General features: G+C 55.8%; 16 protein-coding genes. 10 read left to right on the top strand and 6 right to left on the bottom strand.

Annotated features, from left to right (window positions below; translation table 11 throughout):
- Positions 1 to 178: 178 nt before the first annotated feature.
- From ACVI1L_RS11605 to ACVI1L_RS11615, 3 genes are all read left to right on the top strand, one after another.
- A complete protein-coding gene (locus ACVI1L_RS11605) occupies positions 179 to 1,375 on the top strand; it encodes an MFS transporter (RefSeq protein ID WP_456785540.1) in 1,197 nt (398 codons plus the stop codon).
- On the top strand, positions 1,375 to 2,634 hold the full coding sequence (locus ACVI1L_RS11610) for an arsenic transporter (protein WP_456782919.1): 1,260 nt from the start codon (positions 1,375 to 1,377) through the stop codon (positions 2,632 to 2,634). Before ACVI1L_RS11605 ends, ACVI1L_RS11610 begins: the two co-directional genes overlap by 1 nt.
- A gap of 343 nt (positions 2,635 to 2,977) precedes the next feature.
- Entirely contained in the window at positions 2,978 to 3,277 is a 300-nt protein-coding gene (locus ACVI1L_RS11615; RefSeq protein ID WP_456782920.1) for a hypothetical protein, read from the top strand.
- Here the strand turns inward: ACVI1L_RS11615 and ACVI1L_RS11620 are convergent.
- The 3 genes from ACVI1L_RS11620 to ACVI1L_RS11630 all read right to left on the bottom strand — a co-directional run bounded on the left by ACVI1L_RS11620 (position 3,274) and on the right by ACVI1L_RS11630 (position 7,675).
- The gene (locus ACVI1L_RS11620; protein WP_456782921.1) at positions 3,274 to 5,334 is read right to left on the bottom strand and encodes a hypothetical protein; all 2,061 of its coding nucleotides are present in this window, start codon (positions 5,332 to 5,334) and stop codon (positions 3,274 to 3,276) included. The genes ACVI1L_RS11615 and ACVI1L_RS11620 overlap by 4 nt on opposite strands.
- A 26-nt stretch (positions 5,335 to 5,360) precedes the next feature.
- Positions 5,361 to 6,710, bottom strand: coding sequence for a hypothetical protein (locus ACVI1L_RS11625; protein ID WP_456782922.1), 1,350 nt, complete (start codon positions 6,708 to 6,710; stop codon positions 5,361 to 5,363).
- A 233-nt stretch (positions 6,711 to 6,943) separates the two neighbouring features.
- Positions 6,944 to 7,675, bottom strand: a complete 732-nt coding sequence (locus ACVI1L_RS11630) for a hypothetical protein (RefSeq protein ID WP_456782923.1) — start codon at positions 7,673 to 7,675, stop codon at positions 6,944 to 6,946.
- Positions 7,676 to 8,353: 678 nt separating this feature from the next.
- Between ACVI1L_RS11630 and ACVI1L_RS11635 the strand changes: the two genes are divergently transcribed.
- The 3 genes from ACVI1L_RS11635 to ACVI1L_RS11645 are packed head-to-tail and all read left to right on the top strand — an operon-like array spanning position 8,354 to position 13,403.
- A complete protein-coding gene (locus tag ACVI1L_RS11635; protein ID WP_456782924.1) occupies positions 8,354 to 9,484 on the top strand; it encodes a hypothetical protein in 1,131 nt (376 codons plus the stop codon).
- Entirely contained in the window at positions 9,481 to 12,336 is a 2,856-nt protein-coding gene (locus tag ACVI1L_RS11640; protein WP_456782925.1) for an nSTAND1 domain-containing NTPase, read from the top strand. The genes ACVI1L_RS11635 and ACVI1L_RS11640 overlap by 4 nt, the downstream gene beginning before the upstream one ends.
- A 2-nt stretch (positions 12,337 to 12,338) precedes the next feature.
- A complete protein-coding gene (locus ACVI1L_RS11645; protein WP_456782926.1) occupies positions 12,339 to 13,403 on the top strand; it encodes a hypothetical protein in 1,065 nt (354 codons plus the stop codon).
- A gap of 167 nt (positions 13,404 to 13,570) precedes the next feature.
- On the opposite strand, the gene ACVI1L_RS11650 is transcribed toward ACVI1L_RS11645, so the two are convergent.
- Positions 13,571 to 14,788, bottom strand: a complete 1,218-nt coding sequence (locus ACVI1L_RS11650) for a hypothetical protein (RefSeq protein ID WP_456707979.1) — start codon at positions 14,786 to 14,788, stop codon at positions 13,571 to 13,573.
- Between the two features lie 144 nt (positions 14,789 to 14,932).
- Positions 14,933 to 18,331, bottom strand: coding sequence for a TM0106 family RecB-like putative nuclease (locus ACVI1L_RS11655; RefSeq protein WP_456782927.1), 3,399 nt, complete (start codon positions 18,329 to 18,331; stop codon positions 14,933 to 14,935).
- A 331-nt stretch (positions 18,332 to 18,662) separates the two neighbouring features.
- Here ACVI1L_RS11655 and ACVI1L_RS11660 point away from each other — a divergent pair, with 331 nt between their 5' ends.
- The 4 genes from ACVI1L_RS11660 (at position 18,663) to ACVI1L_RS11675 (ending at position 23,680) form a co-directional block, all read left to right on the top strand.
- Positions 18,663 to 19,799: a hypothetical protein gene (locus ACVI1L_RS11660; protein ID WP_456782928.1), complete on the top strand. Its 1,137-nt coding sequence runs from the start codon at positions 18,663 to 18,665 to the stop codon at positions 19,797 to 19,799.
- A gap of 59 nt (positions 19,800 to 19,858) precedes the next feature.
- Positions 19,859 to 20,875: a hypothetical protein gene (locus tag ACVI1L_RS11665; RefSeq protein WP_456782929.1), complete on the top strand. Its 1,017-nt coding sequence runs from the start codon at positions 19,859 to 19,861 to the stop codon at positions 20,873 to 20,875.
- A gap of 82 nt (positions 20,876 to 20,957) precedes the next feature.
- Positions 20,958 to 22,280, top strand: a complete 1,323-nt coding sequence (locus ACVI1L_RS11670) for a hypothetical protein (RefSeq protein ID WP_456782930.1) — start codon at positions 20,958 to 20,960, stop codon at positions 22,278 to 22,280.
- Between the two features lie 296 nt (positions 22,281 to 22,576).
- Positions 22,577 to 23,680, top strand: coding sequence for a hypothetical protein (locus tag ACVI1L_RS11675; RefSeq protein ID WP_456782931.1), 1,104 nt, complete (start codon positions 22,577 to 22,579; stop codon positions 23,678 to 23,680).
- Between the two features lie 526 nt (positions 23,681 to 24,206).
- On the opposite strand, the gene ACVI1L_RS11680 is transcribed toward ACVI1L_RS11675, so the two are convergent.
- Complete coding sequence (locus ACVI1L_RS11680) at positions 24,207 to 26,966, bottom strand: NB-ARC domain-containing protein (RefSeq protein WP_456782932.1); 2,760 nt, start codon at positions 26,964 to 26,966, stop codon at positions 24,207 to 24,209.
- Positions 26,967 to 26,979 lie beyond the last annotated feature (13 nt).

The following is a 26,979-nucleotide window of genomic DNA, read 5'->3' on the forward strand; positions in this document are numbered from 1 at the left end:
GAAACCGGACCCGAACCGGACTCAACCGGCTCGGGTGCGTCGAGGATCTCATCGGACAGGCAGTTTGTTTAATCAAGCATCGGGATGCAACGTGTCGATAGCACCGACGGCCTCATACAGCGCAAGTCCAGAGAAGGCGCTCCGTCCGCTGCTCGCGCTGAACTTCTTCATCGCCGACATGCAGGCCGGCATCGGGCCGTTCCTCGGCGTATTTCTGCTCGCGCAGGGCTGGCAGGCCGGCTGGATCGGGACGGTGATGACGGCGGGCGGCGTTGCCGGGATGTTGATGACGACGCCGGCCGGAGCCCTGATCGACGCCACGCGCAGCAAGAAGCTGTTCGTCATCATCCCCGGCATCTGCAGTGTCGTCGCCTCCGGCATCGTGCTGCTGTCACAGGAGTTCTGGCTCGTGGCAGCCTCACAGGTCGCGACGGCGATTGCCGGCGCCGCGATCGGTCCGGCCGTCGCCGGCATCACGCTGGGTATCGTCCGCCAGGCAGGCTTCAATCGACAGAACGGCCGTAACCAGGCCTTCAACCACGCCGGCAACATGGTCGGCGCCGGGCTGTCCGGATTCGTCGGCTGGGTGTACGGCTTCACCGCGGTGTTCTGGCTCGCGGCGGTCTTCGGTGTTCTCTCGATCGCTTCCGTTATGATGATCCCGAGCGCGTCCATCGACGACGACGCAGCCCGCGGGCTCGAACGCGAGAGCACGGACGACAAGCGCGCGAGCGGGTTGCAAGTGCTGATCGAATCGAAGCCATTGCTGATCCTCGCCGCAACTCTGCTGTTCTTCCACCTCGGCAATGCGGCGATGCTCCCGCTGTACGGCCTGGCGGTCGTGGCCGACAAGCAGGCCGACCCCGCGAGCTTCGTCGCGATGACCATCGTCATCGCCCAGGGCACCATGATCCTGACCTCGCTGGTTGCGATGCGGATGGCCGAAAGGGAGGGCTACTGGCTGGTCATGCTGGTGTCGTTCATCGCCTTGCCGGTCCGGGGCATCATCGCGGCGTGGCTCCTGAACAGCTGGGGCGTTTATCCGGTACAGATTCTTGACGGCGTCGGCGCGGGATTGCAGAGCGTGGCAGTGCCCGGCCTCGTCGCGCGGATTCTCGACGGGACCGGGCGGATCAATGCCGGCCATGGCGCGGTCATGACGGTCCAAAACATCGGTGCCTCGCTCAGCCCTGCGATCGGTGGCTGGATCGCGCAGGAGTTCGGGTACGGGCCGATGTTTCTCATTCTCGGTGGCTGCGCCACGGTCTCAGTCGCGCTGTGGAGCGTCTTCGCGCCGTTGTCGAAGCCTGCTTGTGCGACAAAGCCCGGGCACGCATCGGATGCAATGGTTTCAAGCGCCGCGAGCGTCGCCTGATGTTCACTCACAACGCCGCGACCTGGGGAATCGCCGGTCTTGCGACCTTGGGCGTCATTGCGCGCCCCTGGAATCTGCCGGAATACATCTGGGCAGTGACCGGCGCCGTCCTGCTGATCGCCTTCGACCTGTTGCCGTGGCGAGACGCCGTCGCGGCGGCAGGCAAGGGAACGGACGTCTACTTCTTTTTGATCGGCATGATGCTGCTGGCCGAGGTCGCTCGGAAAAAGGGCTTGTTCGATTGGTTCGCCGAACTCGCCGTCAAGCATTCGCGCAACTCAGCGTCGCGGTTGTTTTCGATCGTCTATGCGGTCGGTACGCTGGTCACCATTTTCCTGTCGAACGACGCCACCGCCGTCGTGCTGACGCCCGCGGTCTACGCCGCGACCCGTGCCGCGAAGGTCGAGCCGCTGCCGTATCTTTTCGTCTGTGCGTTCATCGCCAACGCCGCCAGCTTCGTGCTGCCGATCTCTAATCCGGCCAACCTCGTGTTGTTCGGCGCGCGGATGCCGACGCTGCCGCAGTGGCTGCACTACTTCCTGCTGCCCTCGATCGTGGCGATTGCAGCGACCTTCATCATGCTCCGGCTCAGCCTGCGGAACAGCCTGTCGGGTAGTGTCGATGTGCGCGACGGAGAGCCGGCCGTGCTTGCCAGAAGTGCCGCGATCGTCGCCGCCGGCATCGGCGCGACGGCGGCGGTCCTGCTCGCCACATCGGCGTTGGGTCTGGATCTTGGAATCCCGACATTTGCCTGCGGGGCGATGGTGACCGTGATCGTGCTCCTGCTCGGCCGCACATCGCCGCTATCGATCGCGCGCGATATCTCATGGTCGGTCCTTCCTCTCGTCGCCGGACTGTTCATCCTGGTCGAGGGCCTCAATCGCACCGGCGCGCTGCCGGCACTCGCGGAAGAGCTCGAGCGAACCGCCGCGCTATCGCCGCACGCAACCTCATGGGGCGCCGGCGTCATCACGGCGATCGCCTCGAACCTCATCAACAATCTGCCGATGGGTCTGATCGCGGCGACGACCATGCAAGCCGCGCAGGCGTCGCATCACGTCACCGGCGCAATCCTGATCGGCGTCGACCTCGGACCCAACCTTTCAGTCACCGGTTCACTCGCCACAATCCTGTGGCTGATCGCGCTGCGGCGCGAGGGTGAGCATGTTGGCGCGCTTCGCTTTCTGCAACTCGGCATTGTGGTCATGCCGCCGGCATTGGTACTTTCGCTGCTTGCGCTCTCGCTGTCTGCCTCATAAGAGCGGTTGCGGCTTCGATTGCCAGAAACGGGGGAGCTCCAAGAGGGCTCAACTTCTCTTGGCGGGGCCGCGCATGTTGTGTAAGCGCTGCATACGCGCCGCCGGTCGCACAAAATCGTAGAAGATCGCGGCTTGGCGCACTAAATCGTGGAAATGGCGGAGGGAGGGAATCTAGAAAAAGAATTGCTCGACTGCTGCAGCTGAGGTCGTCTCCCCCGGGGAGAGAACCGTGCTCCAGGACAGGCCCCACGCTCTCTCAGTCCACCAAAATCCGCATCAGAAAATCCGCTCAGGTGCGCGAGTGCCTGCGTGATGCTATATATTCCACCCGAAAGGACAGCAAATGCGTAACATCCTACTTGCGACGGTTTGTTTGCTGGCCTTGCCGACATCAGCATCCGCGAGCGAGATCGACTGCAACGGCTATCGCTATGGGATGAGGGTCCGCGACTTAGTTACGCTTGATATCAACGACGAGAACGCGCCAGCATGCGAAATTCCCAACAACAGCAGGGCATGGCCGGACGTCCAGAAATACTGCAACGACGATAACTTTTGCACGTTCAGGGCGCACGTCGAGCGGCGGAACGGCAATACGTATATCATCGACCAGATTGTCGGACCCGTAAAATGGGGTGATTAGCCCCTTGCGCTCGCCTCCTTCGATGCCTTCAAGTGCTGAGCGCCAAAGATTCGCTCGATGGAGAAGTGACCGGTATCGGGATTATGCCAATTTTCACCGCCGCTTAGCCCCCATCGCAGCTCCAATTTCTTTAGCACCTCGAGATTGGCAGCTATCCATTGGCCCACGTCAGACGCAACATCATTCCGGCCGCGCTGTGCCCAATCGACTGCGAATCCAATGGGATGCTCCGAAGGATTTCCGCGGAGCCCGAAGCCACCAAGGCCCTTGACGGGCGCTCCGAGTTTAACGAGATCGTTGAAGAATCCGCGGAACTGTTCCGCGACCGCCTTATTGACGGTTACAGCTTGATCATTATCGAGTGTGATCGTTTGGTGATCTTTTGCGGGAGCAATTGGTGTGCCTGCGCTCACATTGAACTTGCCCCCGGGAGGACCGTACCCCTCCGTATCGCCGTCCATATGCTCGGGAGGCTCACCGCGATCCGATAGCTGCTCTGACAATTTTCCTATTGGCAGCGATATAGATTCCGTACCCTGAAGCCGCTTAAAAGGAAACCGAAATGGGGGCTCATAGAAATAGCTTTCCGGATGTCCAGGGAGAGCCGTCGGCAGATCGCCGCCTTGCGTTCCGCGACGATACTGCTCGGTAGACGTTGGCGGTGAAGCGTTGCCCGTAGCAATGAAGTGGAGCAGTTCTTCCGACTTGTTCGAGCCAGCAACGACCTCCGGAAAAACGTTTTTCTGGAAGTCCTCGAACTCTGCGGTGGTTGCCGGACGGGAATAAGTCCCTTTCGGGCCGCCCTGATAATAACCGCGTATCCTGTCTTCCGAGGTTGAGAGCAGGGCTTGCGCAAGCGAATGGCCGCGAGCAATGGCACGATTGAACACCGTCTCCAATTGGACGATTTTAGTGTCGTGCGGAGCATTCCAGCCTACTTCGCCCTTCACCATGTCCGCCAATTTCCTTACGATGGTTGGGTTCCTGAGCTCGTCAAGAAACTGCCTGCGATCGATGCCGTTCTTCGCGCAAGGGACGCTTTTTGTCGTCTGGATTTCCGAACCACGATTGCCTGCGCCTACTGGAATCGGCGCCGCCGAACTTTCGGGGACGTTGTCGCCGAAAATGTTAGAGTCAATCTGACTAGCTATTCTACCCGCGTCGGCAAAACCCGCATTTAGCGCGGTCTCGCAAACCGCAACCGCTTGCTCGATGGTTGCGGTCCCGTCGGCACTAAAAATGTTCGCATTGCGCGCGAAGAATGCAGTTCGTACGGCAGTCTCCGGATAAATCGCTTTGATGACAGCTTCTGCCGACTGCGTCTTATTCTCGTTCATGGCCCGGAGAATTACTGCCACCGCATCCGATCCAAAGTTTAGGGTGTCGGCAAAAAGATGGGCCAGGAAAAGATCCAGGGCAGTCAGTTCGCGGTTCGTGATCTTTCCTTTCAGCAGCTTCGCTGACTTCGCGGCGCAGATCGCCGCCACAATGCATTGAACTTCCGGAAATTTGATCTCTTCGGGTAGAACATTTGTCGCTTCGGGTTCCGATATGAGGCGCTGCCACGTCTCCTTCGGGAAACGAAACACCCCAACAGCCGGGGCATCAACGGGATCGTCAGTCTTGACGTCGCTAGCGCTCCATTGATCACCACTCAATGCAAAAGCCAATGCGTAAAGATACGCCGGATTGGTTACATTCAACGCGGCCTGCAAATAGCAGGTGCTCGCAAAATCCTCTTTATTGACCTGCGTAGCGAACGGCTCAAAACCTCCTGATACAGGAATCGCAGTGCCATCCGGCCCCAAAAATTCGTCTGAAACAAATCCTTTTCGTTTTTCGACTTGCTGGCCTGCGGTTGCTTCGGCGAAGACCCATTTGAAGGATCTGCCATCGACTGTCTCATCAACATCTGGTTTTGCGCCGACGTTCACCTGCTCGCCGAATAGAACTTGTAATTTGCCGCCTCCGTCACCGGGGTCGATAAAGGTGAGCGGCAAGAATTTCGGCTCGCTCCGTAAAAACTGCGTCACGATGACTTTCTTCATTGCGGTCATGTCCCGCCTCCCGGGAGCGAATGTGCCTAACGACGGGAGCCTCGAATACAGGTCCCGCTTACCGTTTCGTACGACTTCTCGTCCAACTTATCTGTCTTCCTGCCCGTAGCCACAGAGATTGCGTCACGCGTTCTTTGATCGAATACTCCGGTCGGCTCAACTTTCGGGTCACACCCGGCGAGCACCTTTTGTAAGTCCTTAATTGAGGCATCGTCGGCAAATCGGTACTTCTCAAAAGCTGTCGCGTACGCGCGATCTGTGCCCGAGCGGTCTAGTTCGCAGTGTTTGGCGCTGAGGAAAATTTGGGCCTCGTCGTTCGTGGCAATTTGGTTGTTAGCAGACTTAAAGAGCGAAGCCGTTGCCCTGTTGGCCCTACTCATGTTCGCGGCCACTTTTGCCTGACGAATGGCTTCCCGCGTCTCTGCTCCAAAGTCGCCATCGGGCACCGAAACACACAGATTCCCTTGGATCTGTTTACCAAGGGAAACAGACAAACTTCTTTCCACCTCCGTTTGTGCTCCCTCAATCACAGGTTCGGATTTGGGACCGCCGGGTTGCCCGGCCACGCCTGGCAACGGAGATCGGGGACTACTCGGGATGGATTGGCGGATCGTGAAGCCGACGCGGCGAGCAAGAGGTGCTGACACGTCGACGATCGGCTCTGCGGCACTTTTCGCATCGGAGACCGCTGCTGGATTTGGTCCGTTCTGAGATTTGGCCTGATCAGCGTTACGATCCGCATTTGCCACGGTCTTCGAAAGACCGATAAGAGCGGACGCAATGGTGCCGGCCTGATAATAGGTTTCGGCGTCGGATAGCGCCATTGGCAACGTATATTCGGCAATCGACGTTACGATCTTTGCGTTGTTGCCGGCGTTCTTATACATCTTGGCAAATATAACCGCTGCCTGCATCTTTCGGTCCGCTCGCATTTGCGTTTGCAGGGCTTGCATCGTGTTACTTAGTAATTCCTTTTCGTTGTAAGCTTTGTCCGCTCCAATGACAGCAGCGGCGGTTCCTGACAGGATAGATTTCGTCGCAACGGGAGTTACCAAAGTCGATGCCGTCGTAAGACCAAGACTTGCCAAAGTCGCGGCGACTCCTTCCTCCTGCATCTCCCTGGTCAAGCGCGCTTCGTAATAGTGATACTCCATGTCGGCGACATACATTCGCGCGGTAAGAATTTGATTTCGGACAGATGCCTGCGTCGAAGGAGGCGCGGCATAGAACGTCGACAGGTCTTGCTCTGCAAGAGGCCTAACGTATGCGACGTCGTCGGCAATCGCGATGGGACGCACAGGGCCGACCTGCGTTGAGGTACAGCCAGCAACGGCGAACATCGATGTCCCAAAAGCAACGCACACGAAAGTACGCATGCAACATCCCCCCACCGCCCACTAGGATCGTGGCGACGAAACCAAAGCTCTTCAGGAAAGCACTGCAGCCAATATGATAAAATCGGTCTCGTAGTTCTCTTTTGCACAAACTGTCACGTTATCGCGGCATCTTAAGGTAGCGCACGCTCGACCAAGTAATTCGACAATTTCCATCCCGGTTTAGATGGCGGCGAGAGAGTCGAGATATGGCGACCTCCGCCTTATCGTAAAGGTTAGTTGACGATTGGCGCCGCGATACTTTTCGCATCGGAGACCGCTGCTGGATTTGGTCCGTTCTGAGATTTGGCCTGATCAGCGTTACGATCCGCATTTGCCACGGTCTTCGAAAGACCGATAAGAGCGGACGCAATGGTGCCGGCCTGATAATAGGTTTCGGCGTCGGATAGCGCCATTGGCAACGTATATTCGGCAATCGACGTTACGATCTTTGCGTTGTTGCCGGCGTTCTTATACATCTTGGCAAATATAACCGCTGCCTGCATCTTTCGGTCCGCTCGCATTTGCGTTTGCAGGGCTTGCATCGTGTTACTTAGTAATTCCTTTTCGTTGTAAGCTTTGTCCGCTCCAATGACAGCAGCGGCGGTTCCTGACAGGATAGATTTCGTCGCAACGGGAGTTACCAAAGTCGATGCCGTCGTAAGACCAAGACTTGCCAAAGTCGCGGCGACTCCTTCCTCCTGCATCTCCCTGGTCAAGCGCGCTTCGTAATAGTGATACTCCATGTCGGCGATATACATTCGCGCGGTAAGAATTTGATTTCGGACAGATGCCTGCGTCGAAGGAGGCGCGGCATAGAACGTCGACAGGTCTTGCTCTGCAAGAGGCCTAACGTATGCGACGTCGTCGGCAATCGTGATTGGACGCACAGGGCCTACCTGCGTTGAGGTACAGCCAGCAACGGCGAACATCAATGCCCCAAAAGCAACGCACACGATCGTACGCATGCACCCCCCCACCGCCGACGATTACGGCGGCGACACAGAAGACTGTTCAGGAAAACAACTGCATCCGAAATAGAAAAATCGTTCCTCGCAACTCGTTAGTTCAACTGAGAATACTTCTTGCCAGCCAATTTTGGCTCACTGGCCTATGTGATCGTTGCAGGGGTCAACAGCGACGTGAAGCGGCGAGCTATCGACGGGCGGCGTCACGCACGCCGCTCTCAACCACACGAAAAAACCTGCAGATGGAACATGCGACACGCCTGCCCCTCCAAGCGCGTAAATCAATTTAATAATTGCGTAACAATCTCACCACCCTTATAGATTGTCAATCGCCGAAAGAGACATTCTATTTCAATGCAATCTATAGGGGAGCCAGGGCTTCGTTCGAGTTTCGCTTATTGGAAATCATGGAATTCGTGCAGCGTCAGCAATCGATGAGATTGGATTGGTCGCACTCAAGATTTTCGAAAGGGGAGTACACCGGGATTGCCTTGATCGAGCTGAGCCCTAGTTCGTGCAGCCCAATACGGACAGCTGCGCTGTCCAATCTCGGGAAGCCGCTAGCCAGCAAGATTGCCCTTGATCTTCCTTAAGTAGCGCATCAGACTAGTTACAATTTAAGGGATGCCTCGCTATCCCACCCAAAGATTTGCCACTCGCGATTTATTGAGGGCCGCCGTGCGTGCCGGATATCGATTAAGTGTTTCGCCCGAGGAAGGGGACGAGTTCAAGCTCGTTTGGAGTGATCATTTCAGCGATTTGCAGCCCTATTGCGTAAGCGGCACTCTTGTTACAAAGGCCAGTGAAGGGGTCCGAGAGGTTCTCAATGCTCTGAGCGAACATTATCGCCAGTGTGAAATCACGAAAACGAAGCCGGATTACTCGTCCTACTACGTGGACTTAGTTCGCGCCGGCGCTCATCTGGCCGAAGCTTTGCTAAACAGATCCAGCGGCGATCAAGGTTCGGCTGATGAAGCGCGCTCGTTGATATCGTCCATCAGCGGGCAAGTTCCTCTAACAGTCGTGATCTCCGGAACGCCGATACATGTCCCCTGGGGCTTCGTCTTTCGGGGCGACCTCGATTCGCTACCGCCGGCTTCGGGGACCTTAGACGACTTTCGGGACTTCTGGACAAACGTATTTGACATCAACGTTAGCTATAGCCGGACGACGTTTCTGAAGGCCCCTCAAAGCGAAAGCCGCGCCCCCTTTGTTTTACACGCACTACACGCAAAGCACTTCAACGACGCCAAGTCGCTCCTAACCGATGCTGAAACGACAGTCGTTGATCACTTGCTGAACCTCGAAATTGGCAACACGACAGACTGGGACAGTTGTAGGCAGAAATGGCGCAAAAGCGAGGACGCTGACAGTATCATCTACATCTTCGGCCATTCGGATGGTCAGAACATCTTCCTCTCGGAGGACACTGATGATCCAAAGTATATACTAGACGCCAATGGCTTTTCAGCCACGTTCCGAAAGCGCGCGGGCGCAAGGTCAAATACGATCTGTTTCATAAACGGATGTCGTACGGGCGCTGGGCTACTAGGCAGCAGCTTCCTCTCGGTGACTGCCAGCAAAGGTTTCTTTGGCTTCGTTGGCAGCGAAGCAGAACTATCTAATGTCTTCGCCACCCGATACGGCGCTGCATTTATGCAGAAGATGTGCGTAGACAGGGTATCCGTGCAAGAAGCCTTCGCCTCCTTGAGGGCACGAGACGACTTCTTCCCACTCAACCTGCTTTACTCCTGCTACGCCCAACCGGATTTCAAATTAGCCGCCCCTCCGAGGGGAGAAGCTGCATGATCTTGCTCGCCCCAGAAAAGCTTGAAGTGAGGGCTGCCTCGGAGGCAATAATTCAATGGCCGGCAGAACCATACAAGGGACTAAATTTTTTTCAACGAACAGACGCGCCGCTCTTCGGCGAGCGAGATTCGGACGTAAGCAATTGCGCGGCGATCCTCGGCTCCGCAACAAACAAGGTACTTCTACTTCATGGTCGAAGCGGAACTGGCAAGTCTTCGTTCTTGCGAGCAGGCCTTCTTCCGGAACTTCGACGTGCTCGATTCTATAGTTTTGAGAGCGCAGGCGCTGGCGAAGAGCCATTGCTGGTTAGATGCACGGCGGACCCTCTCCGCCAACTTCGACACACCCTGCAACTTCGCCTGATCGACCCTGACTGCTCCGCCATATTGGGACAGATCGGCAGAGAGAAAGCTCTTTCATTGCTCCAGGCGGAGCCAGCAGTCGACCAGATCTCAACTGCTGACCGCCTCCTGGAGGCGTTCCACTATGTCTCCGCGGCATCATCTCGACCCATTCTCTTTACAATCGATCAGGGTGAGGAGATTTTTACTTTAGGAAGCTCCCCCGAGACCAAGGCGGCCTTTTTCTATCTGATCGAAGAGCTGTGCATCAGACATATAGACCTGAAGCTCATTGTTTCGATCCGAACCGAGTATTACGGGCAGTTTTGCGATCAGCTTCGTATCGATCCTAACTTGATCGTATCGACCTCGCGAACTTCCCTCGATCAATACATGCTGCATGGTCTAAGAACCGAAGATCAAATAGTAGCAACCATCGTGCGTCCCACGCTTGATGAATCTATTGGTCCATATGGTCCTCCGCGGAAAATCTATAACTTCGCGTTTGAGGAAAGCGTTGCACGGCAGATCGCGACTGATCTACTCCAACATTGTGGCGAGTCCAGCATTCTACCTGTGATGCAGATAGTCTGTCGCGATCTCTTTCGCTCTGTTGTTGGAGATAGTCGGCCGGAAACGTGCCGTATGATTTCCCTGCGAGACTACGACCGACTTGGCCGCGTTGACGGACGGGTGAATGCGTTTATTGAAAACTCGATTCGAGACGTCCTAAGGACTTTAAAGCGTGCGAACCCAAGCGAAGTAGAGATTTCCAGGTGGCAGGAGGTGTTAGCCAATCTCGTCGCAAGGCAAGAAGGCGGAGTCTTGACCAGCCTGCTTGTCGACGAGGAGGGTATTGTCGAAGATGCCAAATCAAGAGGAATCGATGGGAACATCTCACAAGGCCTCAAGGAGATGGCGTCCGAGCACTCAGGGTTGCTTAGGATCTCGGAGGGAGCAGGAGCCACCCAATTCAGTCTAGGGCATGATGCATTGGCCCCTTCGCTGTTTCAATGGCGTGAAGCTCGCGAAGATATTCTGAAAGAACGTCGCGCTGCGCGCCGCTTCAAAATTGCCCTCGCAATTACCTCAGGGCTCATCCTCATCGGTGCAGCGATCGTGCTCTGGCAAATCTATCAGAACAGATCGCAGTCCTTGCAGTTGATGGCAACATTATCCGACAATGACAGCACCCCAATTTATAGGAGCCGCGTCCTCCTAACTCTCGAAGCAGCAATTGAATCGAGCGGATTATTATCGAAACAACTGTCGCATGCGGGGCATGTCCGCAGTCTCAGGCAGAACCTAATACGGTCTCCGGTCTTCGTGAGCCAACCATCAATGGCAATTGGCTTCAATGACGATCGAATCGTGAGCCTCGACCGGCAGGGAAAGGTTTGGGTTCAGTCAATTGACAAGCCTCAGACCGAGCAACTCATTGGAAACATACCTCCCCGCTCAGCAGACGATCAATCTCAATCGGCAGTCGGGTACATTTCGGGCGCAGCGAGACCAGTCGCATATCAAAATGGCTATCTATATTGGTGGCCAACGGACGCCAAGCCAGATCAACCGCTGAGGCTTGAACTCAAGTCCTTATTGCCAGCCGAGTTCGGGACTGCTGGGTTCACATGGGTCGAAATCACAGATGGGCGCGTGCGCGTAACTCAGGTTACAAATTCTCCGCGAGTATATCACTTTCTCGACATTTCGCTTTCTGGCAACAAGTTTGTTGCGAGTGAGGTGAGGCATTTCGCTTGGAGCTATCCTCTCTGGCCAGTTTATTCTCAGTACAGCGACAAGATTGCGTTTCTTTCGAGCAACAAAGAACTCTTGCAAACTAGTCGGTCTACGCCTTCCTCCAAAAACCAGGTTGGCGCGATTGCAGAGCAATCGAAGCTCGGCAAGGAAGGCCGGGATATGGTCGGCCAAGGACCCGAGCTATTCTTAGAACCGATCGGCTTCGCCCGAGATGATTCAGCGATATTGATCCGACCGTCCCGATCAGAGATTTTGATTTTCCGCACCGGAACATCGGAGCCACTGCGACTTGGCATATATGAAGCGAGACAGAGTGCACCTATTAGACCGCGATTTGGCTTCTCGCGGCCCTTAATCACTGGCGTAAAACTTGATAATCTTTGGCGGCTGGCCTGGCTGGGAGCCGAAGGCATCGACCTGCTCGAAGCCTCAAAAGAAGGATTAGGTACGCTCGTTCGAGCACAGCCCTTACTTCCGGCAGCGCCTCTCGATTCGATCGTTCGGATAGAACTTAGCCCGGACGGTCGTTGGCTGGTCGCAGTATCACAGTCGGGTTTTCTCGATCCTGCCGTATTTCGGATCTGGGACTTGAGTTCGGCTTACGAGACTAAGCTGGACGCGATGACATTGGACGAACTACGTGATCTCGCCTGTGCAGTCGCCGGGTTCGAAGGAAGCAACAGATTCTCACCTATCGAAGTTAGAAACTTATTTGCAGGACGTGACCGCCAACCTTGTGAGGGCAAATGATGATGGCTTCATTTCTGGAAAGATTGGAGAGTCTGGCGAGCCGGATCATATCATCGCCTTATCCAACCCCGAGCCTGCTCAGAGTGCCAGCAACGATGTGCGAACCTGCAGACGCGTTTGGAGCTAGAATTCCAAAAGATGCAGGCTACTTTGCTGTGAGGGTGAATGAGCTCTTTCTAAAGGAAGGAAGGTCGCTCTGGGACACCTATGATCCAATGTTAATTGCGGTTACAGAATTCTTGTATGACGGAAAGAAGCTATCCGTTCCGTTCGTCGTCGGCTCCGACCTACTCAAGCAAAAATCCAACCAAGCAGCTCACGCCCTCCTATTCAATGACATTTTGGTCGCTGGACCTCATCCGTTCCGCGGCGGTAACGTCGCACTCAGTTTGATGCTCTATAAGGTGAAGCGAGACAATTTCGCAAAGAAGACACTTAAGTTCGTAGAGGGCCTTTCCACCGCCGTGGGAATTCCTGCCGACATTGGTCTTCTTTCGAAAGTTGGCAACGCCTTCATCGATGGACTAGAGGCATTGATCGATCTGGGTGATACGGTCCCCCTTTTCGGAAATCGCTTGGAAATAGACACATCGGACATCTCTGGCCTTTCATCCTCGTGTTGGCTTCTGACGGCCACAGGCGACCTTCCTTACAAGGATTTAGTCGTAGAAAATGGCCGGTTGTCGGTGGGGAAAGATGCGAGCAGGCAGCAGAAATTCGAATCTCAAGACTACGTCTTGTATTCCCTGCTCGGATACGCCCGACGAGCGGACGAAAGCAGCTTGCCCTTTTATTCGCTTCGGAAACAAGCACTCGAATCCGTCCTTTCGGGAGAGGAAGGATGGAAACGAGCAAAAGCTCTTCTTCTTACGCTATACCAGCAGATGATCACGAGCCCCGACCTAACGTCGGACGAAGCGAACGAGCTCTTCGAACGCTACAAAACTGAGCTGCTTAGTGCGAGAGAGGTTCTACAGAAGACGGCCAAGCTGTCGCTTTCAAAGGATCGGCTTTCAGCGGAACTTGTTCACCTGAATGACGCGACGAAGCTGCTGGACCTTAACTGACAGCCCCCGATCTTCGCATATCCATTGTTATGGAAGAACTCGGCCTTTGGCCGAATGAGCAAGTCCTGACAACGGCTTCTCACCCCACGATCGCGAGCCCACGTAAGCTGTCTAGCCTTCCACCCCCCAGTGAGAAGCAGTCTGGCAGCCGAGGGCTCGGGCTGGGATCATGTGCGGTACTTCGCGCGATAAATGAAGGCGAATCTGTCCTCTGCTTCCAATCCTTCGTCGATGACAATCTCGACGTTCCCCGGCGCCTCGAGACGAGTCAATATTTGAGCTGGCTCGACGAATCCCATTTCCTTTCTCGGAATGCGGATGACCGTCCTTACACTTCGATACTGTTGATGCAGCAATTGGTTTTCTCTCAACGACTTCGTCGTGAAGAATTGCCGAAACTCCGGGTCAATTTGAGAAAGATGCTGCTCACCCACAACTCTCTCCAGAGCCGGCTTCGGACTCTCCGTCAGCCACACAGTGTCCGTAGTTTCTTTTGTCTCCATCCGCAAGATACCTTGCGAGGGAGTGATCCTATGTGGAGCAGGCTCCGTCAAACATGGAATCCCACCCTTAAATTCAACGACGTAATCAGCAGCACTCCAGTCTGCAGAAATGCCGCGATACCGAGGATGGCGTTCGGTGAAATTCAAAGCGGTAAGAGTGCCAGAATAGGCTGCAACGGCAGATGGACGGCGAGTTCCAGGTTGAAGCGTCCCGCGATCATACAGATAAAGCCATACCGCAGCCGGCGGTCGCATCGCTTTGTCGTAGTCTGTGTTGTCCGGCAGTAGATGCACGAACCACGGATGAGGTTTCAAGACCGTGTGGCATTCCGCGTGGATCACCAACGTCTGCTCGGGGGTCAAGGGTGGTGGCGGATTAAGCGGATCGAAAAGCATTGCCTCCGCGCGGCACTGGTTTAGATGCGTTAGCGCGTCGGTGAACACGGCCTCACCTCTATTGCCCTCGATCAGAACCGCCGCTTCACAGTTAACGCCCTGCATGGCGGAGGCGGTCAAGTTATGGCTGCCCGTCCAGAGCCGGCACTGCTCTCCGGCTCTGGCGAAAAATACTTTGGAATGCATGAGTCCCGGTCCTACGCCACGCTCGACCGGCGTCAGCGATCCCAAATGAACATATAGCTTGCCGGGGATGAATGTGTGCAGCTCGTTTAAGGCGTCGAGACTGGTGGGAGTGTCCCATGCTACAACCACGAAGGAATTGGGTTGTTTCAGCCGCGCGGCATGTCGCTTCAGCGTCTCCACTCCGCCCGGCGTCAGAAAAGCACACGCGATAGCCAATTGATCCGTTCCATGGGACAGCAGATTATCTAAATCTGGTTGCGCTCGGTTTCGCGGGTCAAGAGCAATAAATCGCACATTCATGGTTCGATCTCATCGCTTCGGTTTTTTCGAGCTTCTTGTAGTGGGGCGTAGGTGAAATCGGGGAAATGACAGGCAGGCGGGGAGAGGGGGCGCACGACCAGCCTGGGGTCAGCACGTCCGCCGTCAACCGCGAATTGTCGTGGATCAGAGCACCGACGCCAACTCCAGATATCTGCAAAAAGCGTTAGCCAACTGCATTTGGCGCGGTGTTCGGCATTCGACTTCAAACAGGCGCGGAGAGGCGACTATTACGCAGATACACTTCGCACGCGAAGTCGCCACGTTCAGGCGGTTCGCACTATATAGAAATTCCATTCCCCGCGGCGCGTCCGAATGAGTCGAGGTGGTCATCGAGTAAATTACGATCGGCGCCTCCTGTCCTTGAAATTTGTCAACCGTGCCAATGCGCGCGCCGGGCAATCGCTCCTGAAGTTCGAAGACTTGCGCGTTGTAGGGAGCGATGATCAGGATGTCCTCCAGCCTGAGGGCGGCTTCCTTCCCCGTACCGTCGACCCAGCTCGCGTTGCTGCTGAGAATTTCATCGACGAGCCTCTTGATCTCATCGGCCTCCTCGGGAGACGAGTTCTGGTTACCTACATGTTGGACGGCAAGGTAACGAAGGCCGACCCCATTTACAGGGCTCGATGATCTGATCTCCTGCCGCTCCAATCCCGCGTGCGAGCGAAGCCGGCCTTCGTAGAAGAGCTCCGACGTGAAAGCGCAGATGTCGGGGTGCAAGCGCCAGGTTTCCCCAAGGAAAAGTCCGTGGCTGGCCTCGATCGTTGCGTGCCCGCCCAGGACATGGTCAAGCGCCGATGTCGCGACGCCGTCCGGATGGCTCCCCTGTATCGGCTGCTCAAGCTGCCTTGGGTCGCCCAGGAGGATGATGCTCTCGGCCGCCTGCGAGACGGCCAGCACATTTGCCAGTGACATTTGCGCCGCTTCGTCGACGAACAGAACATCCACAATGCCCGACGCGTCCGGACGCGCCCAAAACCAGCTGGTGGCACCGCCGACCTGGCAACCGTTGCTGAGCCCGTCGATAAAATCTGGATTCTCGGTCGTTTGCTGGAGCCCCGGCAGGGAGACCGGCTCATCTTTGACCTTTTGAATGCACTGAATTGCAAGACCTTGCTCAGTGGCCGCCTCTCGCGATTTGTCAAGCAAGTGGCCAATGACCTTATGGCTGTTGGCAGTAACACCGACCTTCCGCTTGTCGCGCGCAAGCGCGCAGATCATGCGTGCACCAGCATGGGTCTTGCCAGCGCCTGGTGGGCCCTGGACCGGGAAGACGCTCTGATCCAGCGAGAGCGCAGCGCGCAGTGCGGCTGTCAACGGCGGCTCGCCAGCCTGCTCCAATACCTGCCCGCGAAGACGTGGAGCGACTTTGAGCAGCAAATCGCGAGCAGCACGATAGGTGCCCGGCCCGAGGATCCCTTTATCCGCCACATGCTCGCCGATTCGGAAGACCGATTCTGCAAGAACCTGATTGCCGACAAACTTGTGCGCGAACACGGCTTCGGGATGAAAGCTTGCCGTGTCCTGTCGTTTCTTAATGTCAATTGTTCTCTCGTCATCGGAAATCGCAACGACGCAGCCAAACTTGTCCCCACCAACGCATTTCAAATCGTCATCGGGGCGGACATCGGTCTCCTGGACCGCAAACCTGTAGCGATGAATCGGCGTCTTCACCGTCCCGCCAACAGCGCCAAGAAAAGTCAGCTCTCCCACCCCGGCGCGCTCGTGCAAGAGATCCTCGGCCGAGAGGTCGCTCAGCCGGAAATACTCCCACCAGACTGCCTTGTTCTCGCGGCCGAAGAAGTCGATCAGGTGGGCCAGCAACCAGCGCGCCTGCTGCTCATCGCTGCGTTCGGCCACGTCGTCCGGGACGTCGGCGGTCAACCGCGCCACAAGTCCGGCGACCCGGCGCTTCCAGGCACTTAGATCCTCGCTGATCTCGGCGGCCTTCGGCTGCGGCCGATCGATCGTCTTCCCCTGTGCGATTAGCCCGACCCGTACCCCCTCGAGCCAGTCCCGCAAGGCGCGCGTCGAGGCGCAGTCGTCGCGGTTGTAGCCGATGATGGCGGCCTGATCGCCTGGGTCAATTCCATCGGCGTCGGCCAATTCAAGGCAGGCCTGCACCCGCGCCATGGCGCCGCCGACATCGATCAGCGGGACGCTACGGTCAAACCGGTACAGCGGCTCCAGCTTCTTGATCGAGTAACTTTCGACGCTGGCGCGGATGCTTTGCCGGACAATGGCGTACAAGTCCACGAACACGCCCGCCCGGAGCAAGTTGTCGACCTCGTCCTCTCGCGTGGCGTACCGCCCCATCAGCCGCTTTAGCGCGGCCGGCTCATAGGGCGCGAAGTGATAGATGTGCAAACCGGGATACTTGGTCAGCCGCTCTGTGACGAAGTCGATGAAGCGTTCAAACGCTGCCCGTTCATGCTGCCTTGTCGTCACCCAATCGCCAACATAGGCGTCCGTGCTGTCTGTATTGGCATAAAGATAGCCGAACAGGAACTCGAGCCCCCCGCCGTCCACGAACGGATCGCCCTCGAAATCGAAAAAGATATCGCCGGGCGAAGGCTCAGGCAGCCGGAACAAGCCAAATTCAGCGACCAACGGCAGCGTCTCGTGAAGCAGCTGGCCCGCCCTGCGTCCCTCGACCTGAAGTCTCGCCTGCTCGCGCATCTTCTCGTAGCTCGGCGCAGTGCCCCGATCAGGCCGCCATTGCAGCGGGATGGGTAGCGTGGCGAGCTCTGCCATGGTGCCCACACCTCGCCCGACCAGCTCCTCAATCTGGGTCTTAGCTATCCCTGCGACAAAGGACAGGTGATCGTCGGCGCGCCGCCTCGAAGCACAGGGCTCGCGCCATCGGCAGACCTCGCAGTGCTCGACCGGGTCGGGATAGAGACCATCAGGCCGGGGCGCCGCCGCAAAGGTCTCCAGGCTTCGTCTGACGCGTCGGTAGAACGCCGCAAAATCGGCCACGCGGTAGGCCTCCGGCAGGTACTCCGTCCCGGGCGTCACGACATGGGCCGTCTCCGGAACCTTCTGCTGCAACGTCGCCAAGAGGTCCGAGTAGAGGCTGAGCTGGAGGACCGTGTTGCCCTTGGTCTCGCGGGCCAACTTGGTGTCGGTGACCTCGTATGTCCAGGCGCCCAAACCGCTTGGTGTCTCGACCCGTCGCAGCACGTCGGCTCGACCGCTCCAATGCCCATCCCGTAATGCCGCCTGAACGATCACCGCGTCACCGCGCGTCATCGCCTGCCGCGTTTGGGTAACCGAGGCCTCATCGATGCCAACGCCGGCAATGACGGTGACGGCCCCGCCCTGCTCGGCGAGATGGTCGACAAAGCCCTGCTCATGGGTCTTGCCGCGCTCCACCAGCGCATCAAGGGTCGGATCATCGCGGAGCTTTGGCTTGGCCAGTTCGCCCTGCGCGACCTTGAGGTCGAGGTACGTGAGGTAACGACAATTCAGGTGCCCAATCAGGTCGCCAGCGCTGAAGACGATCGCCCCACCGTTCTTTTGCATCCTTCCCCCTAGACTGCTGCCGGAGCCCTAGGGACGCGGCTTTCGTAACTACGATACCGGCCTTTAGGCCGGCGCGAAAGGGAAGGCTGAGACACGCAAGGCGCGAATTGATCCGGCCAGGCTCCGCCTCCTCAAAGGCGCGGCATACCTGAGGGCGTCCGGCGAGGAGGGCCGCGCCGATGCCAATGACATGAGATGCGCTCTGGCAATCATTCGGCAGCACCAGCGGTGCCGGGTTAAGGGTTATAAGCGGAAACCGCCTCGTCTTAAGGTTGAGCTTGCCTAACCGCTTGAGTTCTGGCCCTCTCTCCATTTTTAACCGGGGAAGCATATGACGCAAAGTTCAGGGGTCTTCTTATTGCAAGGCGAGCACTCGCTGGTCCCGATGGAGCCCGGTCAATTCGCCAGCGAAGATGACTTTCAGCGGCTGTTATCCCGTTTTCCAGAATTGTTGGTCGGAGATCAGGTTGATCCTCAGAACCCCAGACGCTGGATTCTGGTCAAGCGCGAGCAATCAATTTCAACGGGGGAAGTTGGAGCGTCGCTCTGGTCGATCGATCATGTGTTTCTGGACCAGGACGGCATTCCAACGCTAGTCGAGATAAAGCGACAGACCGACAGCCGGCTTCGACGTGAAGTTGTCGGCCAAATGCTAGACTACGCAGCAAACTGCATCACCTATTGGTCGCTCGAAACTCTACAGTCGGGCTTCGAGAAAACTTGCCGAGAGTTGGGGCGCGAGTCTGATGCGGCACTCCGCGAGCTCTTAGGAGCGGATGATGGCGTCAGCGACTTCTGGGAGCGCGTGAGAACCAACCTTCAGGCCAAGAAGATCAGGTTGCTCTTTGTCGCAGACGTAATTCCGATCGAACTGCGGCGCATCGTCGAGTTTTTAAATGAGCAGATGGACCCTGCAGAGGTACTGGCCATCGAACTCCGTCAGTTTGCCAGCAAAGATCTCAAGACGATTGTACCAACCGTGTATGGCCAGACACAAGCGACCGCTCGAAAGCGGGCCGGTCCAGTGCAACGGTGGGACGAAACCACACTGTTCGAGAAACTCTCGCAGAACGTAGGTGAAAAGGAGCTAGCAATCGCGCGAGCAATCTACAATTGGATGGGAAAGGGTGGGAGTCGTCCACTCGCCTTTGGGACAGGTAAAGAGAACGGGTCCGTCTATCCGGTCTTCAAGCCAAACGGCATTCCGATCAATCCCGCTTATCTTTCGTCCGACGGCAAGCTGTGGCTCCAGTTCGGCGCCTTGGAGGGCAAGCCCGTCTTCGGACCGATTGAGGCTCGCCGTGCGCTGATGGAGCATTTCAATACGGTTCGCGGAGCCAATCTGAGAGAGGCTGATCTGAGCAGATATCCTTCCATTCCGCTGCGTACCATAACAGCTGACCCGGAGGGCGAGGCGAAAATCATGAGCGCGTTGAAGTGGATGGAAGAGAAGATCGATCACGCCTGATCCCCTCTCCCGCAGCAACTTGCCAAATCAAATCAGACTAAGCGCCGAGGAGCATCTGAGTGACCAACGTATTTTACTTTGCCCGTTATTCTCAGCGCGAAAATTTTGCAACAAACAACACGCTTCTGCTCATGTATCGGCTGTACGAGACAAGTCGGCGGCGATTTCAGGAATTTTTGACGAGGCTACTAGATGAGACCGCCGACGTTCCCATTGCAGCGCTAGGGCTCCAGATGAACCAACAGGAATCCTCGGGAAGGAGCGTGCTAGACGGATTCCTTTACCAGAGCGCCGTTCGAATCGGCATCGAAGCCAAGGCCCCTCGAACCGAGTTCGATAAACAGCAATTATTGAATCATCTCGAGCGTTTCGACGACGGTGGGTCGGGATACCTGCTTCTTCTCCGGCCAGACAAGGTCGACCTTGCAGAAGACGCCTGGAGGGAGCTCCACGATGCGGCCAAGAAAAAACGTGTCATCGTGAGCTCTATAACATTCCAGCAGATCATTGAGAGTTTTCGAGACTGTCTGCGACCTCATGATGATGAACTGCATGAGCTAATTCAGGACTTTGAAAGCTTTTGCAGCGAGCACGACTTGCTTGGCACGGACGACGTGACAATCTTTGTCCCGCCCTGTGGACAGTCGTTCGAGATTAACGTGAAGCACAAATTATACTTCTGCCCTTCCGACTGGAGCAGACGCAAAGTAAAATATCTAGGGATCTACCGCGAGAAAGCAGTGCAATATATAGGCGAGATATCGAAGATCGTGCATTGCGAACTACACGGGGAGCAGTTGCTCAAGGTGGGCGGAGGTCAGCTCTCGCTTAGCACTTCCGAAACGACGCGCATCGCAGGAGCGATTGGCGACGCCAGGAAAACCACGGGGTGGGATATCACGACTGGCCACAAATTCTTTCTGTGCGACGACCTAATACCGACGGACTTTAGAAAGTCAGACCGCGGAGGGATTATGGGACATCGCTATCTAAACCTGCAGGGATATTTTTCGGGCCGCAAGAGGATGTCACTGCCTGAGATCGCCGCTGAGTTGGCCGGAAAGACCTGGGCATAATCTCATTATCTCGACATTCGCGGGTTCCGCCGCGAAAGCCTTCTTGGCGGCTATTTCGCAAACTGGACGTCGGAGAGCACGTTTGAGCGAAGAATTGCTGTTTCAAGATCGGGTCAGAGAGCGCGACCTTGATAACTTCCTGGTCGAGGAACTGCACTCTTCACCTAAGTTTCGGTCTTGGTTTATTGCTCGCCTAAGCGACTGGTTCGTGAGCCCCCGAGCTGCATTGGTCCGACTTGGTAAGTCGCCCAAGCGGCTTCAGGACAATCGGCAGACCGACGTTCGCATGGGATGGTTTGATCAGGAGCAACGGCTGCTCGCCTGCATTCTGATTGAGAGCAAAGTGACTGCCGACTTTCAGAAGGGGCAAGCAGAGTCGTACGCAGCGGAACTTGAACATTGTCGAAACTTGTTAGGTGCGCAGGCGGCATGCGCAGTTCTTGTCGCTCCAGCTGCGAAACTTTCGACAATGGTTGGCCGCGAAGCCTTCGACGATTGCCTTCCAATCGAGGAAATCGTTCAATTTCTTCGAGCTCGCGTGGAGAATGAAGCCATGCCCGCCGAACTCATCAGCCGTCTGGAGACGCGCATTGACATATTGGAAGCACTTTGCGGAAAGCGAATTGGTGCAACGTGGTCGCCAATCACGCTTCCCGAGAAGCGGGCATTTTCAGAACTTTACGCGCAGATGGCGGCAGAGATAGTCCCAACCCTGACGGTTAGGGCATCAAGCGACGGGCCCAAGGCAATTACCAAGTTCTTTGATGGTGCCAGGCTGCCCGCGAACTTTCCTGCTACACGGATCAAGCACGAGTTCGGCTCGAAGACGGCCACCAAGTATGCAAACGTCCAGTTTGATAACTTGGCCGGTGCGAAAGACTCACTCGCTCGGAGTGAATTGTTGGCGGGCTCTGGATTTTCGTTGGAAGTCACAAACAAGACTCTATTCGTCCGCAAGTCGACGCCAGGCATCGATCCGACAGCCCCCTTCGAGCCTCAACGCCAAAAAATACTGGAGGGGCTTCACGCTATACGCGACCTTACAGCCTGGCTCGAAAACAATGCCGAGAAGCTTGGCGATCTATTTCAACCGCGCCACGTCTCGCCTGCATCTACTGAGACGAATCGAGCCAAGGAACGAGAACTCCGGGAAGCACTACTTGAGATCTACCGGAAGTGCGATCGCCTCGGCTATCGACCGACAGGTATGCTCGATTTGATGCAGGAGTATGGCGCCGTCGGGGCGGTCAAACGGCTCATCGCCAATCCGATATCGGATGGATTTAAGAGATTGGTGCTGCTGGAGCGCCTCGACTTAACAGTTGAATCGTTGGCTTTAGAAGAGCGATGGGCTGGCCTGTTCGATGAGGCGGAGCTGGCTACGTGTCGACGGCGTGTGCGCTGATACGCATTTCGAATTGCGTTCGCATTGCACTGCAAGATCGTTCGTAGGCCCCGCTGGTAGCTCGCTAGCTAAATCGGACGCCGGCACCAAGGAAGGCGCTCAAAACGATGACGTCTTCACCTACTCTGTTTCGAACGTTGCGGAAGAAACGCGGCTCGGCGGCAAACTGAGAGTAGGTCGGCGACGGGATTTGTCTGGTGTGCGGCGCACAACAACTTCCTATAATTGCCAATAGAATTCCTATTTTTCTTGTGGTTTGCCTAACGCCTTCGCATGAGGCTGCATAAGGCGCTCCGATGACAAGCCTACCAAGCCATGGCCGCATTAGCTGTACACGTTGCTTTCCATCAGGCGCAACTTGGGGGGCGACCAGCATCGAACGAAACGGGTGGATTCTCGAAAACAATCCATTGTCATGGGGGTCGAACAATCCGCGCTATCTCGTCCTAGGCTTTTCAAAGGGAATACGGCAGTGCAACCTGCTGCAGTCTGCTCAGCATGAGCAGATTCCGTTCGCCGGCTTTCGACAAAATGTAACGGCAATCGTTCGGAAGCTTGGCCTGTTGGGTCCACACGAGCAGATTGAAGACCGCATCCACGACAAGGAGCAAGACTTCGGGTTTGGTTCGCTGATTCGCTGCAGCGTTGCTCATCTGGACCCTGTTACGAGCAAACCGCTCAAATCGGGAGACATTATCGGCCGCCTCGCGAAGCGCGCTGCAGGAGATGATTGGGCGTATAACTGCATGCACAACTTCCTTTCTAAACTACCCGCGAGACTGGAGGTGGTCGTCCTGCTATCGAACGATGACAGCTACATCGACGCCTGCTTTAGCAGGCTTGGTCAGCTGTATCCCGGTATACGCAGAATCAACCCTGTCGCTTATTCAGACGGTCGGGTGACGTGGGTTCATACCGTACATGGCAGTCCACTCGCACAGAGCCACATAAATGCTTGGTTGGCCGGTGACCGCTCAACACAGGGCGAGAAGCAACGTAGCGCCGTTGCGGCTGTTAATCAGATCAGCTCTGCACCCCCACTCGCCTCGAAACCCAGCTCGCTCCAATCAAAGCAACAGGAGCGTCCATTGGATCAAAAATTCGTCGGCACCCAAACAAGTCCCGCTTCGGAAGACTTTGCCTCAACAGGGAGCCACGAACTGCGCGTCACGGTGCAACGAGGCCGCGCCAAAGGATCGATCCTCGTTCCACATCGACACAGTGACGGCCGCTTTGTTGTAAGCATGACCCGCTTTGAAAGCGACTACATCCGGCTACAAAGCATCAGAGAGGTGGTCGAGCATCTACGGCGCGGCTACTCGCTTCGCATGAGCGGCGACCACACATCAACAAAGTCGCCGAGCCTTATTTCTCCGTCCTCAATTGTGGGATGGAAGTAGGCTACCGCTTGGTGACATGAACCAATTTGGATTCGCAAATGAGACGTTATGGAAGAGATCGGCCAATGGCCGATTTCGACTGCGGCCCATCTTGCGCCCCACATCTGGCGTCCCGTGCTGAGCTCGACCTTTGCTCTTCGCCTGTGTCGAGCTTACGTTCATTGCGCTACGGCCGGGCGTCACAAACGGGACGCAGACTCTTCTGGAGTATGTCTTCCTAAGGCGATTTCGACCACGCGCTCTCGCTCCATCACGTCAGCCGGGACTCTAATGGCCCATCTGGCCAACCGAAAACGGGCGCCCGGTGAGACATGTCTTCGCACCAAACGCAATTTCGATCCGCTTAGCCCTAGCAGCCAGCAAGTCCTTGTTCCTCGGCGGGGCGCTGCACCTGGGAAATATCCTCGGCCGATTCGCACCTGCTACTTTAACCGGTTATTCGCCTAGCACAGCTTGGGTTGCCCACAAACAAGCCGCAATGCGCGCTCGCCCCAATACCGCAAAGATTCTGGAGAAGCGATCGACACTACTTCAATAGTTCGACCTCTTCTGCTCTCCGCTTTCCTACAGCGTTTTGACCAAGTCTGAATGCCACGCGGCTGCCAAGATGAATCGATCTGAACTCGCTAGGACTCAAACAGGTGTCGCGGTGAAAGAAGACACTGCCACCGACATCCATTCGAATAAAGCCGTGCGCGACAAAGAGGGACATCACTTCTCCCAATAGCTTGTCTGCACCTACGGCAGCTTCTCTCGTTCCAATCGGCCTGACGTTCTTCGCACACACCCCTTTGCTATTCGCACCAACATCGAAATCAACGATTGTCCCTTCCTGGTAGGCCGAATGGCGCGCATCTCCTTTCCAATCACTCTTATGGAAAAAGAAGCGTTGACCGCCTGTGTCGATAAAAGCAAATGTCGGATGCAACTGCACAAGTCTCCCTCGATTGGGAGGGAGCTCGGAATCGTTTAGCGAAGGTGTCGGCTCGCTCTGCATCGCACCTGACGGAGGCGATGAAACGCCATTCCCTCCACACCAACCGGTTGGGTTCATAAGCCATTCCAATACCGCCCCAAGCCGACGCTCTTCCGCTAACCCCTGAAAGGCACGTGCGAGGGCTGTAAACTGAGATGACCGCCGCAAAACGTGTCTTGTGGTTTCGGGATCTATCAATGAATTCGGTGCTTTTTCCAGTATCGCTCTTGCAGTTTCCAAACTTTCGAGGGCCCCCATAAAGTCGTGCTGACTTGTAAGATACTCGGCTTGCCTTAGCTCGTTTTGCAACGAGAGATCCAGATGAACCCTTCGCGTCCTGGAGGACAGCTTATCTATGCCAAGTATCGCCTTTAGACGGCTGGCTGCCTCAGCAAATTTCCTTTGATATTGCAGAACTCGAGCCATCTCGAGCTTGATCAGCGCCGATTCCGGAGCGAGCCTTTCAGCTACAATCAATTGTTCAACTGCCCTGTCTTGATCGCCTAGCTTCCTCGATAAGAATCCAGCAAACCATAGCCGCAATGAGGGGCGCTCCTGACCCAGAGATATGGCTGTTTCATACGCCGCCTCGGCTGAGAAGTAGTCCTCTTGTTCAACATGCAAAAGCGCCTTAACGCGATACACTTCAAAGTAGTTCGGAGAAAGATCTCTGGCGCGTTCGATTTCTGTTTCAGCTACATCAAGCTTCTTCTTGAAAATTAGCGAGACTGCTTTTGTGAGCATCTTCGCGACTATGTAATCATCCTTATCACGAATGTAGACATTATACATGTCGACGACATCGGTACCCGCGCGAGCTGAGTATTCCTCGCGCGCTGATCGGAGCTCACTCTGCTTTTGCAAAAGCTTCTTTTGATCCCCAACATTCGGGCGGATGAATTTTTGAAAATACAGCCTAGCGAGGGGACTCAGCGTGTAACGATCTTCATCCTCCGAAGATCTTCCCCTTTCAGTGGATACCAGATTGGAGGTAATGAGCACCGAGAGAGCGCTCTGCACACCCAGGCTGTCCAGATCTGAATAGAACGCAATGCTGGCTACCGATTGAGCGCCACTCACGCTAGCCAAAATGCTCGCGACCTTCTGCGCCTCCGGAGAAATCGAGTTGAATACGTTCTGGAGACAGAACTGAAGCAGAATTCGGGGATCGCTGGCAATCACGGACGGTCTCTTGCCCGCCCGCACGCTCTGTATAAACCATTTTATGAACAATGGATTGTGCTGAAGCTTTTCGCAGTAACCCTCAACGACCTGATTCGTAGCGCTGGCTAGATCACTGACACCGAACACCTGGGCAGCTCGACGGAAATAGAATGCCGCTTCCTTCTTCTGGAGAGGCGCCAACGGAACAGGAAAGTCGAACGCCCCCAATCCGATCCGTGTCGTGAAGAGTATCTTGCTGCCTTTTGGCAAGCGCTTAACGAGATCGCGGATAGTGTTGTCGATAACCGTCTCTAAGTTATCAATCACTAACAGAATCTTGTTGTTGCTTAGGTGGCTGAGCAGATCATCGATCGCAGCTCCTCCCTGCTCACGCCCTAGCAACGCGGTAGCGCTCTCGATGATCCCCAATGAAGTAGAGATTGAGCCTTCAATGGATTGAATCTCCGAGACGGTTAGCTTGGTGGCTTTGGCCGTGGTCCATACGATAGCATCGAGGTTTGCTTCGTCATCGTCCAGGAGGTCATAACAGACCTTCATTGCTAGCGCGGTCTTGCCGAGCCCTCCCTCGCCCACAACTGTCACGACAGGATAGGAACCCAAGATCGCGCGCTTTAGCTCTCCTAGTTCTTTTTCTCTAGCGACGAAACCAGTATCGTCGAATTCAACTTGCGGAAGATTATGAAGGATACGAGCATTCTCGTCGGCAGTGTCTGGAATAACGATCTTCGTGGCAAAATCCGGATCTCGATCTAACTCGCGGCGGGTTGTTCTGAGGTTTGCCCAGAGCGAGCGATGGGATTTTACTAGCTCAGACGCCAGATTTGACACGTTGTAGTAGTCATCAAATTCGAGCGGCCGCGAATGCATTACCCGATTGCGAATAGAAATCAGACTTTCGAGCTGTGGGTAGAAGCGCTTGATGTATGACTTGGTAATCGGGTCAAGCAGCTTGTCGTGAACTCTGATAGCTTGAACTTCCTCGCCTAGATCGAGGTATTCAATTAAGTCCGCCGTGTCCGGCACAGAGTCTGGATTGTCCTTTACGAATCTCTCGGAGGCCTTTTCGGCCAACGCGTCAGACAGCACCTTCTTGGAAGACACAAGAGGAGCGATGTAGAAGGACAAAAAATCTCGAAGG

It is taken from the genome of Bradyrhizobium sp. USDA 4516, from assembly GCF_054055915.1.

Coding starts and splice junctions, on each gene's coding strand:
- ACVI1L_RS11645 (WP_456782926.1), top strand. CDS start 12,339: ATGGCTTCATTTCTGGAAAGATTGGAGAGTCTGGCGAGCCGGATCATA.
- ACVI1L_RS11675 (WP_456782931.1), top strand. CDS start 22,577: ATGACAAGCCTACCAAGCCATGGCCGCATTAGCTGTACACGTTGCTTT.
- ACVI1L_RS11620 (WP_456782921.1), bottom strand. CDS start 5,334: ATGACCGCAATGAAGAAAGTCATCGTGACGCAGTTTTTACGGAGCGAG.
- ACVI1L_RS11630 (WP_456782923.1), bottom strand. CDS start 7,675: ATGCGTACGATCGTGTGCGTTGCTTTTGGGGCATTGATGTTCGCCGTT.
- ACVI1L_RS11640 (WP_456782925.1), top strand. CDS start 9,481: ATGATCTTGCTCGCCCCAGAAAAGCTTGAAGTGAGGGCTGCCTCGGAG.
- ACVI1L_RS11655 (WP_456782927.1), bottom strand. CDS start 18,331: ATGCAAAAGAACGGTGGGGCGATCGTCTTCAGCGCTGGCGACCTGATT.
- ACVI1L_RS11660 (WP_456782928.1), top strand. CDS start 18,663: ATGACGCAAAGTTCAGGGGTCTTCTTATTGCAAGGCGAGCACTCGCTG.
- ACVI1L_RS11625 (WP_456782922.1), bottom strand. CDS start 6,710: ATGCGTACTTTCGTGTGCGTTGCTTTTGGGACATCGATGTTCGCCGTT.
- ACVI1L_RS11615 (WP_456782920.1), top strand. CDS start 2,978: ATGCGTAACATCCTACTTGCGACGGTTTGTTTGCTGGCCTTGCCGACA.
- ACVI1L_RS11605 (WP_456785540.1), top strand. CDS start 179: ATGCAGGCCGGCATCGGGCCGTTCCTCGGCGTATTTCTGCTCGCGCAG.
- ACVI1L_RS11610 (WP_456782919.1), top strand. CDS start 1,375: ATGTTCACTCACAACGCCGCGACCTGGGGAATCGCCGGTCTTGCGACC.
- ACVI1L_RS11650 (WP_456707979.1), bottom strand. CDS start 14,788: ATGAATGTGCGATTTATTGCTCTTGACCCGCGAAACCGAGCGCAACCA.